The sequence below is a fragment of the Mesorhizobium sp. M0621 genome, assembly GCF_040320745.1.
GTDB lineage: Bacteria > Pseudomonadota > Alphaproteobacteria > Rhizobiales > Rhizobiaceae > Mesorhizobium.
This window is the reverse complement of sequence record NZ_JAMYQF010000022.1, coordinates 46558-63270: the sequence shown is the minus strand read 5'-3', so window position 1 is coordinate 63270 and position 16713 is coordinate 46558. Positions and strand designations below refer to the sequence as shown.

General features: G+C 64.1%; 14 protein-coding genes. 10 read left to right on the top strand and 4 right to left on the bottom strand.

The annotated features are described in order from the left end of the window. The first annotated feature begins 122 nt into the window (after window positions 1-122). On the top strand, window positions 123-983 hold the full coding sequence (locus tag NKI38_RS17265) for a TIGR01459 family HAD-type hydrolase (protein WP_352659440.1): 861 nt from the start codon (window positions 123-125) through the stop codon (window positions 981-983). Between the two features lie 6 nt (window positions 984-989). Continuing rightward, window positions 990-1970: a bifunctional riboflavin kinase/FAD synthetase gene (locus tag NKI38_RS17260; protein WP_352659476.1), complete on the top strand. Its 981-nt coding sequence runs from the start codon at window positions 990-992 to the stop codon at window positions 1968-1970. A 1-nt stretch (window position 1971) separates the two neighbouring features. Here the strand turns inward: NKI38_RS17260 and NKI38_RS17255 are convergent, their stop codons facing one another. Continuing rightward, the gene (locus NKI38_RS17255) at window positions 1972-2526 is read right to left on the bottom strand and encodes an HdeD family acid-resistance protein (RefSeq protein WP_352633282.1); all 555 of its coding nucleotides are present in this window, start codon (window positions 2524-2526) and stop codon (window positions 1972-1974) included. Window positions 2527-2722: 196 nt separating this feature from the next. Here NKI38_RS17255 and NKI38_RS17250 point away from each other — a divergent pair, with 196 nt between their 5' ends. The 3 genes from NKI38_RS17250 (at window position 2723) to NKI38_RS17240 (ending at window position 7689) form a co-directional block, all read left to right on the top strand. Further along, a complete protein-coding gene (locus tag NKI38_RS17250; protein WP_352659439.1) occupies window positions 2723-3529 on the top strand; it encodes a MipA/OmpV family protein in 807 nt (268 codons plus the stop codon). Window positions 3530-3833: 304 nt separating this feature from the next. Continuing rightward, window positions 3834-6797 (top strand): isoleucine--tRNA ligase, encoded by a 2964-nt coding sequence (gene ileS, locus NKI38_RS17245; RefSeq protein ID WP_352659438.1) that lies wholly within the window; start codon window positions 3834-3836, stop codon window positions 6795-6797. 211 nt (window positions 6798-7008) lie between these two features. Further along, a complete protein-coding gene (locus NKI38_RS17240) occupies window positions 7009-7689 on the top strand; it encodes a hypothetical protein (RefSeq protein ID WP_352659437.1) in 681 nt (226 codons plus the stop codon). 48 nt (window positions 7690-7737) lie between these two features. Here the strand turns inward: NKI38_RS17240 and NKI38_RS17235 are convergent, their stop codons facing one another. Further along, window positions 7738-8187: a nucleoside deaminase gene (locus tag NKI38_RS17235; RefSeq protein WP_352633287.1), complete on the bottom strand. Its 450-nt coding sequence runs from the start codon at window positions 8185-8187 to the stop codon at window positions 7738-7740. 235 nt (window positions 8188-8422) lie between these two features. Between NKI38_RS17235 and NKI38_RS17230 the strand changes: the two genes are divergently transcribed. The 5 genes from NKI38_RS17230 (at window position 8423) to NKI38_RS17210 (ending at window position 15294) form a co-directional block, all read left to right on the top strand. Beyond that, window positions 8423-10435, top strand: coding sequence for a pseudouridine synthase (locus tag NKI38_RS17230; RefSeq protein WP_352659436.1), 2013 nt, complete (start codon window positions 8423-8425; stop codon window positions 10433-10435). A gap of 13 nt (window positions 10436-10448) precedes the next feature. After that, window positions 10449-11003 (top strand): 16S rRNA (guanine(966)-N(2))-methyltransferase RsmD, encoded by a 555-nt coding sequence (gene rsmD / locus NKI38_RS17225; RefSeq protein WP_352659435.1) that lies wholly within the window; start codon window positions 10449-10451, stop codon window positions 11001-11003. Between the two features lie 212 nt (window positions 11004-11215). Next, window positions 11216-12604: a M16 family metallopeptidase gene (locus tag NKI38_RS17220; protein ID WP_352659434.1), complete on the top strand. Its 1389-nt coding sequence runs from the start codon at window positions 11216-11218 to the stop codon at window positions 12602-12604. Window positions 12605-12726: 122 nt separating this feature from the next. Further along, on the top strand, window positions 12727-14154 hold the full coding sequence (locus NKI38_RS17215; RefSeq protein WP_352659433.1) for a M16 family metallopeptidase: 1428 nt from the start codon (window positions 12727-12729) through the stop codon (window positions 14152-14154). A gap of 276 nt (window positions 14155-14430) precedes the next feature. Beyond that, window positions 14431-15294 carry a patatin-like phospholipase family protein gene (locus NKI38_RS17210; RefSeq protein WP_352659432.1) on the top strand — a complete coding sequence of 288 codons (864 nt, stop codon included), beginning with the start codon at window positions 14431-14433 and terminating at the stop codon, window positions 15292-15294. A 48-nt stretch (window positions 15295-15342) separates the two neighbouring features. Here NKI38_RS17210 and NKI38_RS17205 read toward each other — a convergent pair whose 3' ends face one another. Beyond that, a complete protein-coding gene (locus NKI38_RS17205; protein WP_352659431.1) occupies window positions 15343-15885 on the bottom strand; it encodes a dihydrofolate reductase family protein in 543 nt (180 codons plus the stop codon). A gap of 180 nt (window positions 15886-16065) precedes the next feature. Further along, window positions 16066-16629 carry a TetR/AcrR family transcriptional regulator gene (locus NKI38_RS17200; RefSeq protein ID WP_352659430.1) on the bottom strand — a complete coding sequence of 188 codons (564 nt, stop codon included), beginning with the start codon at window positions 16627-16629 and terminating at the stop codon, window positions 16066-16068. Between the last annotated feature and the right edge of the window lie 84 nt (window positions 16630-16713).

The window sequence follows — 16713 nt, the reverse complement described above, 5'->3', positions numbered from 1 at the left end:
GCCGCGCTATGCGGTTGCCTGGCGAAAGCTGGTGACAGGCCGGGGCGGTTCGGCTAATCCGAACCGGCTGCGGCGAACCGTCGGCCGTGGTGCTCGCAATGATCATGACTGAAGGAAACGGCATGGCGGATTCGCCTGAAATCATCGGCTCGCTCGAAGACGTGTCGAAGGCCTATTCGGCAATCCTTTGCGATGTCTGGGGCGTGGTCCACAATGGCGAAAGGCATTTCCCCGTGGCGGCCTCGGCGCTTGCGAGGGCTCGCGAGGCGGAGATCCCCGTCGTCCTGATCACCAATTCGCCGCGCAGAAGTGCCGATGTCGTGGCGCAGATGAACGCGATCGGTGTTCCGCCCTCAGCCTACGACCGGGTGGTCACGTCAGGCGACGTAACGCGGGATTTGATCGCCGAAGGCCCGCGCAAGATTTTCCATATCGGCGCTGACCGTGACTTCACGCTCTATGAAGGTCTTGACGTCGAGCTTGTCGAGGAGTTCGAGGCGTCCGGCGTCGTCTGCACCGGTCTGTTCGATGACGAAGTCGAGAAGCCCGAGGATTACGCCGAGCTTCTGCAGCGGCTGCGCGCCAGGAACCTGCCTTTCATCTGTGCAAATCCGGATATCGTCGTCGAGCGCGGCGAACGCATCATCTGGTGTGCCGGCGCGCTGGCCCGCGACTATGCCCATCTCGGCGGCCGCACATTGATTGCCGGAAAACCTTACGCGCCGGTCTACAACGTCGCGATGAAGGAAATTGCGGAGCTTCTCGGCCGGCCGGTCGAGCGCGGCCAGGTGCTGGCCATCGGCGACGGCATGATGACGGATGTGAAGGGCGCCGCCGACAATGGCTTCGATGTCCTCTATGTCTCCGGCGGTATCCATGCCCGCGACTATGGCGATGCACTGCAACCGGATCCGGCAAGGCTGGCGGCCTTCCTGGAAAAGCATGGTTATCGTCCGGTGGCCGTCATTCCCAGACTGCGGTAGATGATGATGACAGGCTTCCAGCACGTTCTGGCAACCACGCCGCTGCCCGCCGATCTGCGCGGCGGCGTGGTGGCGATCGGCAATTTCGATGGTGTCCATCGTGGCCATCAGGCGGTGCTCGAGCGGGCCTTGACTGAAGCCGCGCGGCGCGGGGTGCCGGCCCTGGTGCTGACATTCGAACCGCATCCGCGCAAGATCTTCAGGCCTGATATACCGCTGTTCGTGCTGACGCCGCCGCCGATGAAAGCGCGGCTCCTGTCGCTGCTCGGTTTTGCCGCGCTCGTCGAACAGCCGTTCACGCGCGACTTCGCCTCGCTGTCGGCGGAAGCATTCGTGACCGATGTGCTGGATAAGAACCTTGGCATTACCCACGCCGTGACCGGGTTCGATTTCCATTTCGGCAAGGATCGCCAAGGCGGTCCAGCCTATCTGATGGCAGCCGGCGAGCGTCACGGCTTCGGAGTCACGCTCGTCGACGCCTTCCGTGACGAGGGCGCCGAGGTCGTCTCATCCAGCCGCATCCGCGGATTGTTGAGCGAGGGCGAGGTGGCCGAGGCCGCCGGACTGCTCGGCTATCGCTTCACGGTCGAAAGTGAGGTGGTCGGCGGCCAGCAGCTCGGCCGCACGCTTGGCTTTCCGACCGCGAATATGAGGCTTTCAGCCGAAGCCGCTCTGAAGGAGGGCATCTATGCCGTCCGCTTTCGCCGCGCCGACGGCACACTTCACGACGGCGTCGCCAGCTTCGGCCGCCGCCCGACTGTCGACGACAATGGCGCGCCGCTGCTGGAAACCTTCGTCTTCGATTTCTCCGGCGACCTCTATGGCGAGATCTGCCAGGTTTCCTTCTTCGGTTTCCTGCGCCCCGAGGTGAAGTTCGAAGGGCTCGATGCGCTGGTCGCGCAGATGAAGCGCGATGAAGCCGAGGCGCGCGCGCTGCTTGCCGGCGTCAAGCCGCTCTCCGATCTCGACGCCGCTATGGCTTTTTGAACTACTTTTTCAGCGCCAAACCAACGGCGATGAAGGTCCAGCCCTGAAAGATCAGGTCGATCGCCAGGAACAGCCCGAGCACCCACAGGCTGTTGACCGGCCAGCCCATGGCGATGACCAGGCCGGCAAGCGCACTGATGACACCGGCCGCGACGATCCAGCCCCAGCCGCGCTGCGGCCGGTGGCTGTAGCCGACCCAGGCGCGGAGCACGCCTGACGCGACCAGCGCGATCGCCAGCAGGAACGTCAGTACCGCTGAGGCAAGCAGCGGATTGTCGAAAGCGAAGAAGCCGGCGACGGCGTAGAGCAGTCCGCTGAGCAGCCAGTAGAAGAAGCGGCCCCACGTCTTGACGCCGAACGCATGCACGATCTCGATTACGCCGGCCATCAGCATCAGCCATCCCACGACATAGACCGAAGCCACCGTGGCGATGAACAGATTGCCGAAGGCAATGCCGCCGAAAATGAGCAGCAGGACGCCGAGCGCGACAAACCACCCCCATTTTGTCCGTGTCTGTTCGATCGCGATTTTCAAGGCGTCGCCATGCAGGGTCATTGTCGCGGTCTCCATCGAGGGCTGCGGAATACTACCGGATGGAAGTTAGTCCCGGCGCTGGCCAACGTCCAGTTGATGACCGGCACTGGGGGATCGAGCAAACCGCGATCAGATGTCTCTGGTTTAAATCAAATTTTACCAAACGGCCGTCAAAGCTGTCATCGGTAACCGTGTGCATTGTGTTAGTGGAGTGGCCATGAGTCCGGTCGGAAAAATCTCTCTGGTGCTGGCCGCTATGCTGCTGGGTAGCGCGGGCGCTGCTAAGGCGGGCGAGGGCAGCTGGCTGTCCGGCGACTGGTATCTGACCGTTGGCGCCACCGGCATGGTGGCGCCGAATTTCGAGGGCGGCAAGAAGTACCTGCTCAGCGCCTCACCGATCATCTCGCTGGGCAAGGCCGGACCCGCGGCACGCTTCACTTCGCGCAACGACAACATCTCGCTGGCGCTTGTCGACGATGGCGGTGTCCGTGCCGGCCTGACCGGCAAGTTCCTGTTTTCCCGTGACGATGACAACGCCGATGAACTGAAGGGCCTCGATCCGGTGCGCTGGGGCGGCGAAGTCGGCGGCTTCTTCGAATTCTATCCGACGGATTGGCTGCGCGCCCGCGCCGAGCTTCGCCACGGCATCCGTGCTCACAACGGCTTTGTCGCCGACATCGCTGCCGACGCCTTCTACGATGTGACGCCAACCGTGCGGATTTCGGGCGGGCCGCGCGTGTCGTTCGCCTCGGCCAAATATTTCGACGCCTATTATGGCGTCGACGCGCAGGAAGCCGTGGCTTCGGGCTTGAGCGAATATCATCCCGGTGGCGGCCTGAAATCGACAGGCCTCGGCGGCGCCATAACCTGGAAGGTGACCGAGCCGATGACCGCCAGCCTGTTTGGCGAATATTCCCGTCTGATGGGACCGGCGGCCGATTCCAGCCTGGTAAGGCAACGCGGCGACCGCAACCAGTTCATGGTCGGCGTCTCGACCACCTATCGTTTCGATTTCACGATGTAAGTGAATCGAACGAGACGCTTTATTCCTGCGCTCATCTCCGCTAAAAGCCGGGGCATGACGAGCTTTTCGCGCCTTTGCAGGCTGACGATACGAATTATAAGCCCGGTGTTCCGGGCGGCCTGAGGGTCGCCGGAGCCGCCGGGAATGTTGCGCGCGGCCTCTCGCGCTTTTTCCAGATCATAAGGCATGTCGCCCAAAAGTGGCCCCGGTTTTGGGAAAACGACATGCGCAAGAAGTAAAGTTCAACGCCCGAGCTCCTTTGCGGCCGGGCAATGCACATGGCAGACCAATGACCGATTCCCTGATGACCGACACCAAAGAAACGATCGACTATTCCAAGACGCTTTACCTGCCGCAGACGGATTTTCCGATGCGCGCCGGCTTGCCGGAGAAGGAGCCGCTGCTGGTCCAGCGCTGGCAGGACATGGACCTCTACGCCAAGCTGCGCGAAAGTGCTGCCGGCCGCACGAAATACGTGCTGCATGACGGCCCGCCCTACGCCAACGGCAACATCCATATCGGCCATGCGCTGAACAAGATCCTCAAGGACGTCATCACCCGCTCGTTCCAGATGCGCGGCTATGACTCGAACTATGTGCCGGGCTGGGACTGCCACGGCCTGCCGATCGAATGGAAGATCGAGGAGCAGTATCGCGCCAAGGGCAAGAACAAGGACGAGGTGCCGGTCAACGAATTCCGCAAGGAATGTCGTGAATTCGCAGCGCACTGGATCACGGTGCAGGGTGGTGAGTTCCAGCGGCTCGGCGTCATCGGCGACTTCAAGAATCCCTATACGACGATGGCTTTCCACGCCGAGGCGCGCATCGCCGGCGAGCTGTTGAAATTCGCCATGTCGGGCCAGCTCTACCGCGGCTCCAAGCCGGTGATGTGGAGCGTGGTCGAGCGCACGGCGCTGGCCGAGGCCGAGGTCGAGTACCAGGACTACGAGTCCGACACGATCTGGGCGAAGTTTCCGGTCGCCAGCCTGGTCCGTCCCATCGACGATGGTGAGACCAAACTGACGGAGGGAGCCCTCGACCTGCTGCAGGCCCATGTCGTCATCTGGACGACGACGCCCTGGACCATCCCCGGCAATCGCGCCGTCAACTATTCGCCGCGCATCAACTACGGCCTCTACGAGGTCACGGCGGCCGAGAACGCGTTCGGCCCGCAGCCGGGAGAAAAGCTGATCTTTGCCGACGCACTGGCCGAAGACGCCTCGGCCAAGGCCAAGGTCACCTTGAATCGTCTCCGCAGCGTTTCGGCGCAAGAGCTTGGAAGCCTTACGCTTTCACATCCGTTCAAGGGCTTTGGCGGCGGTTACGAATTTGCCGTTCCGATGCTCGCCGGCGACCATGTCACCGACGATGCCGGCACCGGCTTCGTCCACACCGCGCCCGGCCACGGCCGCGAGGACTTTGACGCCTGGATGGATGCGGCGGTAGATCTGCGCGCACGCGGCATCGACAGCGCCATCCCGTTCACCGTCGATGATGGCGGCTTCTTCACCAAGGACGCGCCGGGTTTCGGCCCGGACCGCGAGGGTGGACCGGCGCGTGTCATCGACGACAACGGCAAGAAGGGCAACGCCAACCAGGCCGTCATCGACGAGCTGATCAAGCGCAACGCGCTGTTTGCGCGCGGCCGGCTGAAACACTCCTATCCGCATTCTTGGCGGTCGAAGAAGCCGATCATCTTCCGCAACACGCCGCAATGGTTCGTCTACATGGACAAGGACCTCGGCGACGGCTCGACGCTGCGCAGCCGCGCGCTGAAGGCGATCGACGACACCCGTTTCGTGCCCGCCGCCGGCCAGAACCGCATCCGTGCCATGATCGAGGAGCGCCCGGACTGGGTGCTGTCGCGCCAGCGCGCCTGGGGCGTGCCGATCGCCGTCTTCGCCGATGCCGACGGCAATGTGCTGAAGGACGAGGCGGTCAACCAGCGCATCATGGATGCCTTCGAACAGGAGGGCGCTGACGCCTGGTTCGCCGCCGGCGCCAGCGAGCGTTTCCTCGGCAATCACGATGCCTTCAAGTGGAAGCAGGTGATGGACATCCTCGACGTCTGGTTCGATTCGGGCTCGACGCACGTCTTCACGCTGGAGGATCGTCCTGACCTGAAATGGCCGGCCGACGTCTATCTCGAAGGCTCCGACCAGCATCGCGGCTGGTTCCACTCCTCGTTGCTGGAGAGCTGCGGCACCAGGGGCAGGGCGCCTTACGACACCGTCGTCACCCATGGCTTCACCATGGATGAGGATGGTCGCAAGATGTCGAAATCGCTCGGCAACACCGTCGTGCCGCAGGACGTCATCAAGCAGTCGGGCGCCGACATCCTGCGTCTGTGGGTCGTGACGACCGATTACTGGGAGGATCAGCGGCTCGGCAAGAATGTGCTGCAGACCAATATCGACGCCTACCGCAAGTTGCGCAACACCATCCGCTGGATGCTGGGCACGCTCGCCCATGACGATGGCGAGGACGTGCCGCTGGAGAAAATGCCGGAACTGGAGCGGCTGATGCTGCACCGGCTGGCCGAGCTCGATGAGGTCGTGCGCTCGGGCTATGACGCTTTCGAGTTCAAGCGCATCACCCGCATGCTGCTCGATTTCATGGTGGTCGAGCTGTCGGCCTTCTATTTCGACATCCGCAAGGACGCGCTCTACTGCGACGCACCGTCGAGCGTGAAGCGCAAGGCTTCGGTGCAAGTGGTGCGCCATCTCTTCGACTGTCTGGTGAAATGGCTGGCGCCAATGCTGCCTTTCACCATGGAGGAGGCCTGGCTCGACCGTCATCCGGATGCCGTCTCGGTGCATCTCGACCAGTTCCCGCAAATCCCGGCGGGCTGGAAGAACGAGGCGCTGGCCGAAAAGTGGCGCAAGGTGCGGCAGGTGCGACGCGTCGTCACCGGCGCGTTGGAGATTGCGCGCGCCCAGAAGGTGATCGGCTCGTCGCTGGAAGCGGTGCCGGTCGTCACCATCAACGATGCGGCGCTCGAAGCGGCGATATCGGATGTCGACATGGCCGAGATGGCGATCACCAGCGATCTGGTGATCGCTGATGGGCAAGCGCCTGCGGGTGCCTTCACGCTTGACGACGTCAGAGGTGTCGCCGTGGTGGTCGAAAAGGCCGAGGATCGCGGCCTGGTGAAATGCGCACGCTCCTGGCGCTACACCGCCGATGTCGGCGAGGATCCGGAATTCCCGGATGTTTCGGCGCGCGATGCGGCGGTGCTGCACGAATTGAAGGCGCTTGGCCGGCTTTAACAGGCCGTCCAGCCAGCCGGATCGGTGCACAAATGCCACGCCGGGCGGGCGAAAACCGCCCGCGCGTTGCCCTTAACGAGTGGTTGAGGTAAACACGCGAAACTCCGGAAGACAAATTGTCGCCGGATTTCCGTCGCAAGTGCTTGGACGATGGGGACCGGCCATCAGGCCGGTGGCAATCGAGAGGCTGTCTAGAGTGGGACTTTTTGGCATGACCGAGAGATATAATGCGCGCCTGGCGCTGTTGGCGCCGCTTGTCGCATCGGGCCTGGCTTTGTCCGGCTGCATGGGCTCTCCGACCTATGGCACCGACAAGACCGCCGGCGAACAGCTGGCCGGCGATATCAGCGGCGCCTTTTCGTTCGCGCCGAAGCGCAAGGAACAGATCGACTACAAGCCGCGTCCGACGCTGGTGAAGCCGGCGCCAGGCCAGAAGGAAGCGCTGCCGGCGCCGCAGGACAGCATCGAGACGGCGAGCGCCGAATGGCCTGAATCGCCCGAGCAGCGCCGCGCCCGCCTGCGTGCCGACGCCACCGCCCATCAGAACGACCCGGCTTACCAGTCGGATATCGTCGACGACGTGCAGACCGACCCGGCCTCGGTGAAGAAGGCGATGGCGGAATCAGGCTCGAGCCACCCGCCGGCGTGGAGCCCCGCCGATTCCGACAAGGGCCGCGCTGCCGAGATCCAGCGCCGCCTTGCCGACAGCAAGCAAGGCGACCCGAACACCCGCAAATATCTGAGCGAACCGCCGGTGCAGTATCGTGTCGCAGCCGGCACCGCGCCGCAGAACGAGCTTGGCGAGGACGAGTACAGGAAGGAACGCCGTCTCAAGAAAGAGGCGCAAGGCAAGAAGGGCAGCGGCTGGTTCGACTGGATGCCGTCGCTCTAAAAACGTCTGCGTTTCGTTGCTTTTGTGCTGGCGGGCTTTGCGCTCGGTTCAGCCGCGCCGTTCCAGGAAAAATCCTTTGAGCAACAGGGCCGCCTCGGTCTCGCCCATGCCCGGATAGATGTCGGGCGTGTGGTGGCAGGTTGGCGAGGCGAAGAAGCGCACGCCATTGACCACCGCGCCGCCCTTGTCGTCAGCGGCGCCGAAATAGAGCCGGCGCAGCCGGGCGAAGGAAATGGCGCCGGCGCACATGGCGCAAGGCTCCAGCGTCACATAGAGATCGTGCCCGGTCAGCCGCTCGGCTGACAGTTTACGGCAGGCTTCGCGGATGACCAGCATCTCGGCATGCGCGGTCGGGTCGGCAAGTTCGCGTGTGCGGTTGCCGGCACTGGCAACGACCGTGCCGCCGCTGGCGATGACGGCGCCGACCGGCACTTCGCCGCGCAAGGCTGCCGCTTCGGCCTCTTTCAGCGCCATCGCCATGAAATCGGGTCGCTTCACGCGGTTTCCATTCCGATTATCTCCTCGCCGCCCCAGGGCTTTTCGTTTGTCTGCCGGAAAAACCGGTCTCCACTTTTCCCTGACAAACTCTGATGATCCTGTTATTGAGCGCATCAACCCGAAAATCGGACTCGATTTTCGGAAATGATCATGCGCCAAATCAAAGTGCTACTGCGTTCGTTGCGCGCCCGAAAGGATGCGCCACGCTGTAGCAGCGCAAACGGACAAAGGCCACATGGACGACAACGACAAGAAATTCCGACCCAAGAAGGGTCCGGCCAGGAGCGGCCCGAAAGCGGCGGGACCGCGCAGCCGTGATGGCGCCGCCGGCAAGGGCGGCAAGCCGTCCTTTGGCGCCAAGAAATCTTACGCACCGCGCGGCGATCGCCCGATGGCCGCCGATGGCGAGCGGCCGAAGCGCGACTTCAAGGGCGGCGACAAGCCATTCAGCAAAGGCCCGCGTCCCGACGGCAAGCCTTTTGAGAAGCGTGAGGGGCCACGCAAGCCCTACGCACCGCGCGGCGACCGGCCGATGGCGACTGACGGCGAGCGCAAGCCGTATGAAAAGCGCGAAGGGCCGCGCAAGCCCTATGCACCGCGCGGCGATCGGCCGATGGCGGCTGCGGGCGAACGGCCGAAGCGTGACTACAAGCCGCGCGAAGCCGGTGAGGGTGGCGCCCCGCGCGCCGAAAGACCATTCCACAAAGGCCCGCGCCCGGAGGGTAAGCCCTATGAAAAGCGCGAAGGGCCGCGCAAACCCTATGCGCCGCGCGACTTCGCTGACCGCCCGAAGCGCGACTTCGCTGATCGTCCCAAGCGGGACTTTGGTGAGCGGCCGCAAGGCGCGTCAGGCGGCAGCTTCAGGCCGCGCCCACATTCCGCGGAAGCGACGGAAGAGGCGGGCGAACGCATCGCCAAGCGGCTGGCGCGTGCCGGCCTGGCCTCGCGCCGCGATGCCGAGGAGCTGATCGCCGCCGGTCGCGTCAAGGTCAATGGCCGCGCCCTGACCTCGCCGGCCTTCAACGTCATGCCTGATGACATCATCCATCTCGACGGCATGGAAATCCCGCCGATCGAGCGCACCCGGCTGTTCCTGTTCCACAAGCCGGCCGGCGTCGTCACGACCAACCGCGATCCCGAGGGCCGCAAGACCGTCTTCGACGTGCTGCCGGCTGAATTGCCGCGGCTGATGACCATCGGCCGGCTCGACATCAACACCGAAGGGCTGCTGCTGCTCACCAATGATGGCGGCCTGTCGCGCGTGCTCGAACTGCCGGCCACCGGCTGGCTGCGCCGCTACCGCGTGCGCGTCCATGGCAAGGTCGAGGAGAGCGCGCTTGCCGGCCTGCGTGAAGGCATTGCCGTCGACGGCGTGTTTTACGGCGCAATCGAAGCGACGCTCGACCGTGAGCAAGGCACCAATGCCTGGCTGACCATCGGCCTGCGCGAGGGCAAGAACCGCGAAGTCAGGAACATCCTCGGTTCGCTCGGCCTCGATGTGACGCGGCTGATCCGCATCTCCTACGGCCCGTTCCAGCTCGATGATCTCGCCGAGGGCCATGTGCTGGAGATCAAGGGCAGGGTGCTGCGCGATCAGCTTGGCGAGCGCCTGGTCGAGGAATCCGGCGCCAATTTCGACGCCGAGGTCACCAAGCCGTTTTCCAACAAGCCGGTGCGGCGCACTGAAGTTCGCGAGCCGGAGCCGGAACGGCCGAAGTTCACCCGTGACGGCGAGCGCCGGCCGATCGGCGAGGGCGGGTTGATCAAGAACCGCAAACGCCGCGAAGGCAGCCGCGACGAGGCGCTGGGCAAATTGTCGACAAGTCCCGACAGAGGTGCTGGACCGGAAAAGAGTTTCGGCGAACGCGGCCCGCGTCCCGAACGCAGCTTTGGCGACAAACCCCGCGGCGGCTTTGGCGACAAATCGCGCGGCGGTTTCGGCGACAAGCCTCGTGGCAGTTTTGGCGGCAAGCCCGGCGGTGGCAAGAAATCCGAGCGTGAGCAGCGGCCGATCGAGCCGCCCGGCCAGCGCAAGGCCAATGTCTGGATGGCGCCTGGCGCGCGGCCGATCGGCAAGGGCAGGGCAGAGGCCGACGCCGCCAAGGCGGCTGACGCCAAGGCACGCAAGGCATCGTTCAAGCCGTCTTATGGCAAACCGGCCGGTGCAAAACCGTTCGGCAAGCCGCGTGGCGAGCCGGGCGGCGGCGAGCGGCCGCGCGGCGGCCCGAAGGGTCCCAGGACGAAATGAGACCCGGATTAAGATGAGGATCGTCGGCGGTGAGTTTCGCGGGCGTCCCTTGGCGACGCCTCGCTCAAGCGCCATTCGTCCGACGACCGATCGCACCCGCGAGGCCGTCTTCAACGTGCTGGCGCATCGCTTCGCGGAGAAACTGGATGGCGCGCGCGTGCTCGACCTGTTCGCCGGCACCGGCGCGCTCGGGCTCGAAGCGCTGTCGCGCGGTGCGTCCTACGGCGTCTTCATCGAGGAATCGGCCGAAGGCCGTGGCCTGATCCGCGACAATGTCGAAGCCTTCGGCCTGACCGGCCGCACCAAGATCTTCCGTCGCGATGCCACAGGCCTGGGCGAGGCCGGCACGCTGGCGCCGTTCGGCCTCGTCTTCGCCGATCCGCCCTACGGCAAGGGTCTTGGCGAGCGCGCCCTGCTGTCGGCCAAGGCCGGCGGCTGGCTCCGCCCCGGCGCGCTGTGCGTGGTCGAGGAGGCCGCGGTGGCGCCCTTCGAGCCAGGCCCCGGCTTTTCCGTGCTGGACGAGCGCAGTTACGGCGAGACGGTGATCCGCTTCATCGAGGCGGCCTGATACGTTTTGCTCCCGGCCTCTTTGCCGCCGCCTTTGACGGCAACATGGCCAACAATTCACTTTGCTTGTCGCCAGCACCTTGCCTATCGTCCTGCCGAGAGCAATTCCAGGAGAAGTGTGAAACGGTTTTCCGTCCGGAATTGCGCCAAAACAAAGAGATAAAGCGGTTCAACGTTTCCGTGAAACGATGAACAGCGAAATCGGAGCCATTGATGACATCTAAGGCTGAATGGCTGCGTGAAACGCTGCTGGCGACGTCGCTGGCTTTTGTCATGGCCGGCCCGGCGCTGGCCGACAGCCCGGTGTTGCCCAATACGGTGCCGGGCGAATTCAAGGTCACCGACTTCCTGCTCGACAACGGCATGGAGGTCGTCGTCATTCCCGACCACCGCGCGCCGATCGTCACCCACATGGTGTGGTACAAGATCGGCAGCGCCGACGAGCCGCCGGGCAAGTCCGGCATTGCCCATTTCTTCGAGCATCTGATGTTCAAGGCGACGACCCACCATGCGGCCGGCGAGTTCGACCGCGCCGTCTCCGACATCGGCGGCTCCAACAATGCCTTCACCTCTTACGATTACACGGCCTTCCACGAGACGGTGGCGCCGTCGGCGCTCGAGCTGATGATGAGCTTCGAGGCCGACCGCATGCGCAACCTCATTCTCACCGACGACGTCATCAAAACCGAGCGCGACGTCATCCTGGAGGAGCGCCGCTCGCGCATCGACAACAATCCGCAAGCCGTGCTGGACGAGGAGGTCGACGCCACGCTCTGGCAGAACCAACCCTATCGCATTCCCGTCATCGGCTGGATGCAGGAGATGCAGCAGCTGAACCGCACCGACGCTGTCGCCTTCTATGACAAATATTACCGGCCCAACAACGCCGTGCTGATCGTGGCCGGCGATGTCGAACCGGACACGGTACGGGCGCTGGCCGAGAAGACCTATGGCAAGGTGGCGCGCGGTCCTGATCTGCCGCCGCGCATCCGCCCGGTCGAACCGGAGCAGAACACCAAACGCACGGTCATGCTCGCCGATGCCCGGGTCAGCGTGCCGAGCTTTTCCACCCAATGGGTGGTGCCGTCCTATCATTCGGGCAAGCCGGGCGAGGCGGAAGCGCTCGATCTTCTGGCGGAAATCCTCGGCGGCGGCAACCGCAGCCGGCTCTACCAGGCGCTCGTCGTCCAGCAAGGCATCGCCTCCAACGCCGGCGCCTATTTCCAGGGCACCATGCTCGACGACACCAATTTCACCGTCTACGGCGCGCCGCGCGGCGATGCCAAGCTCTCCGACATCGAAGCGGCGGTCGACGTGGAGGTTGCGCGCATCGTCCGGGATGGCGTCACGCCATCGGAGCTGGAAAAGGCCAAGGACCGCTATGTCAGGTCGATGATCTTTGCCCGCGACAAGCAGGATTCCATGGCCAACATCTACGGCTCGACACTGGCCACCGGCGGCAATGTGCAGGACGTCCAGCAATGGCCGGACCGCATCCGCAAGGTCACCGCCGAAGAGGTCAAGGCCGCCGCCGCGCGCTACCTGGTGATCGCCCGGTCGACGACCGGTTATCTCTTGCCGCAGCAACAGGCGGGGAATTGATCATGAGAAGCACGAACGCGATGCACGCCGGCGCGCCCTTACCTTCTCCCCTTGTGGGGTCCGAAGGACGGGGCGAGACCCGTGGCTCGCCCCAGGGCGGTGGCCGAGCGAAGCTCGGTCGGATGAGGGGTGTTCCAGCTTGGCGCCGACAGCATTCCGTCACGCACCCCTCAACCGTCTCGGCGCTGCGCGCCGATCCACCTTCTCCCACAAGGGGAGAAGGGAAGGCGCGCGCCGCCCTCGCGACCCTCTTCCTCTCCATCGTCTTCCTGATCCTGCCGGCACTCACCGCGCGCGCCATGGACATCCAGTCCGTCACCTCGCCAAAGGGCATCACCGCCTGGCTGGTCGAGGATTATTCCGTGCCGATCGTCGCCATTCGCTTCGTCTTCGGCGGCGGCTCGACGCAGGATCCGGTCGGCAAGGAGGGGCTGGCCAACCTGATGACCGGCCTGTTCGACGAAGGCGCCGGCCCGCTCGACAGTGAAGATTTCCAGATCAAGCTTGACGATGCCGGCGCCGAGATGAGCTTCGAGGAGAGCCGCGACGGCCTCTATGGCTCGATGCGCATGCTGGCCGAGCAGCGCGATCAGGCGTTCGACCTGTTGCGGCTGGCGGTCAACGAGCCGCGCTTCGACCAGCTGCCGATCGACCGCATCCGCTCCCAGATCCTGTCCGGCATCATCGCCGGCGAGAACGACCCCGACACGGTCGCGCAGAACAAATGGGCGCGCGCCCTCTATGGCGACCATCCTTATTCCCGCTCAGACCAGGGCACCAAGGAAAGCATCGCCACCATCACGCCGGATGATCTGAAAGCCTTGCATCGGGCGGTGTTTGCGCGCGGCGGCTTGCATGTCGCCGTGGTTGGCGCCATCGACCCCGAGACGCTGAAGAAGAAGCTCGACATGGTGTTCGGCAACCTGCCGCAGAACCAGGCACTGAGCCCGGTGGCCGATATCGACCCGAAGCTGGCTCAGCATGTCGAGGTCGACTACGACCTGCCGCAGACCTCCCTGCAGCTCGCCTATCCCGGTGTGAAGCGCAAGGCGGCGGATTTCTTTCCCGCCGTGCTGATGAACGAGATCCTCGGCGGCGGCACCTTCACCTCGCGCCTGTTCCAGGAGGTGCGCGAAAAGCGCGGGCTGGCCTACAGCGTCAACTCCTCGCTGATCAACCAGGACCACGCCAATGCCCTGGTCATCAGCACCGGCACCCGGTCGGACCGCGCGGCCGAGACGCTAGGGATCGTCCGCGACGTGGTCAAACAGCTGGCCGAGCAAGGCCCGACCGAGGCGGAGCTGGCGGCGACCAAGAAATACATGATCGGCGCCTACGCCATCAACAACCTGGACTCGTCGAGTGCCATTGCCTCGACGCTGGTCGAGCTGCAGCTCGATGATCTCGGCATCGACTACATGCAGCGCCGCGCCGGCTACATCAACGCGGTGACGCTCGACCAGGTCAAGGCGGCGGCGAAAAAGCTGCTGACCACCGAACCGACCATCATGGTCATCGGCCCGAAACTGGCCGGAGCCGGCAAGGGATGAGCGGCGGCGCGTATTTCTCTTTTCTTCAGGGCGCCGGCGCTGCCCCTCACCTGCCTGCCGGCATCCTCTCCCGGTATAGCGACGGGGAGAGGGACGCTGCTGTCGCCGGTTTCGCCAATCACCAGCATTGCAAGATAGGTGCCGACGTTGCGGCCAGCTTCTTTCTCCCCGTCACTATACGGGGAGAAATGCCCGGCAGGGCAATGAGGGGCAGCGCCAACTTCGACAATTGGTTGTCTCCGACACCGGCCGGAAACGGGGCAGGAGTCACACAAAATGGCGCCTAGCTTCGGCATCGCCTTTGGCGGCGGCGGTGCGCGCGGGCTGGCGCATATCCATGTCATCGAGGCGCTGGACGAGTTGGGCATCAAGCCGGTGGCGATTGCCGGCTCGTCGATCGGCGCCATCATGGGCGCTGGCATGGCCGCTGGCATGACCGGCAGGGACATCCACGACTATGCCCGTTCGATCCTCGGCCGCCGCGCCGAGGTGGCGAGCCGCATGTGGCGGGCACGGCCGGGCACCATCGCCGAAGCCATGCAGGTCCGCGTCAGCCAGTTCAATGTCGAGCGCATCCTCAAGGCCTTTCTGCCCGAAGCCATTCCCGAAACCTTTGCCGAGCTGAAAATCCCGCTGAAGGTCACGGCGACCGACTATTTCGGCCACAAGCTGGCCGTGTTCGACGATGGCGACCTGCACTCGGCGCTGGCGGCGTCGGCGGCGATACCCGCCGTGTTCCGCCCGGTGATGCGCGACGGCAGGCTGCTGATCGACGGCGGCATCTACAATCCCGTGCCGTTCGACCTGATCGAGAACGATGCCGATATCATCATCGGCGTCGACGTGGTGGGCGCGCCGGAAGAGCTCGACCGCAAGCACCCGACCTCCGTCGACCTGATATTCGGCGCCACGCAGCTGATGATGCAGTCGATCATCGCCAACAAGCTGAGACAATGCCGCCCCGACATCCTGGTCCGCCCGGCGGTGTCGAAATACCGCGTGCTCGATTTCCTGAAGATCGACGCCTTGATGAACGAGACGGTGGATATCAAGGACGAGTTGAAGCGGCAGGTGGAGAAGGTGCTGGAGGCGCGAGCCGGCGCCGCCGTCAAAGCGAGGCGGGGAAAGCAGGTCGGGTGAGGGTGCATCTTCCCGACTCGATCTGGAAGGAAAGAAGCTCCAACCGATTTACGATTTCGCCGCCACCGGCGCATACTCCAGCGCCACCACACCGTTGCTGAACGGCGTGGCGGAAACCAATTCGAGCGAGATCGGCTCGCCGACTGGAAACAGCGGCTTGCCCTGGCCCACAGTGCCGGGATAGCTGAGCAGCCTGACGCGGTCGACCAGGCCATGGCGCAGCAATTCCTGCGCAACGCTAAGGCTGCCATGCACATAGATGTTGCCGCCACTGCCCCGCTTCAGCGTCCTCACCGCGTCCGGCAGGGAGCCCTTCAACAATTCGGCCGGCTTCCAGTCGAGCGCCTTCAGGCTGGTCGAGGCGACATATTTCGGCAGCGCGTTGAACCGGTCGGCAAAATCCCCGGTTTCCTTGGGCCATGAGCCGGCAAAAATCTCATAGGTAGTGCGCCCCAAAAGCATGGCGCCGCTGTCGGCAAGCTCGTCCTCCTTGAACCTGTTCATCTCATCGTTCCAGATCACGCTGGGCAGCTTCTCGACCTCGGCAATGCCATCGACGCTGATGAATTCGGTGACGATAAGTTTTCGCATGGCGCTCTCCTTCATTGGTCAGAGGACGAACCGCGGAGGGTCGTTACGACATGCTTCGTGAAGAATATCGCTGCGCTTTGTCGTTTTCGGTCAATGCGGTGCGATATTCTGCAAGATTGCCACCCAACCACCGACGATAGCCGCATCGCTCTCGACAAGAGCACTCCTGCCGCAGACCACCTAGCTGGCGGACACTTGGCTGATCCCGGCATCGACCCAGGCATGCGTCTGCTCAAGCACTTCATCCGAGAGCGCGGGATCGTCGATCGCCCGGGCGAGGATCACTGCCCCCACCATCGCTGCCCAGCTTCCGATCGCTGCGCGGCGTCTATCTGCCGGATCCAACTCCGGGAGCGCCTTGCCGATACGGTCGATCTGCGATCGTAGGCCTTCCGTCATGGCCGAGCGTGCAGCCGGGGTCTGATGGCGGATGGCTGCGGCAAGGCCCGCCGTCGGGCAACCGCCGGCGCAATTGTCGCGATGCCGGGGCGAAAGATAGGAACCTACATAAGCGCGAAGATCGCCCCCTCCGCCTGAGTCCGCGGCGAGGACGTGGGCAAGGGTCTGCGCGATCAGGTCGTCCTTCGAACTGAAATGGCCATAGAAGCCGCCATGGGTGAGCCCGGCGGCCTTCATCACTTCCGCCACGCTGACCGCGTCGAACCCCTTCTCGCGAAACAGCCGGCTGGCCGCATCCAATATCCGGTGACGGTTCTCCGCCATCTGCTCTCGACTGACCTTCATTTCAAAATTCTCCACAGTCCCCGTTGACATTTACATGATCGCCATCATATTTAGCCGCAATCATGATGATCGTCATGAATGTAG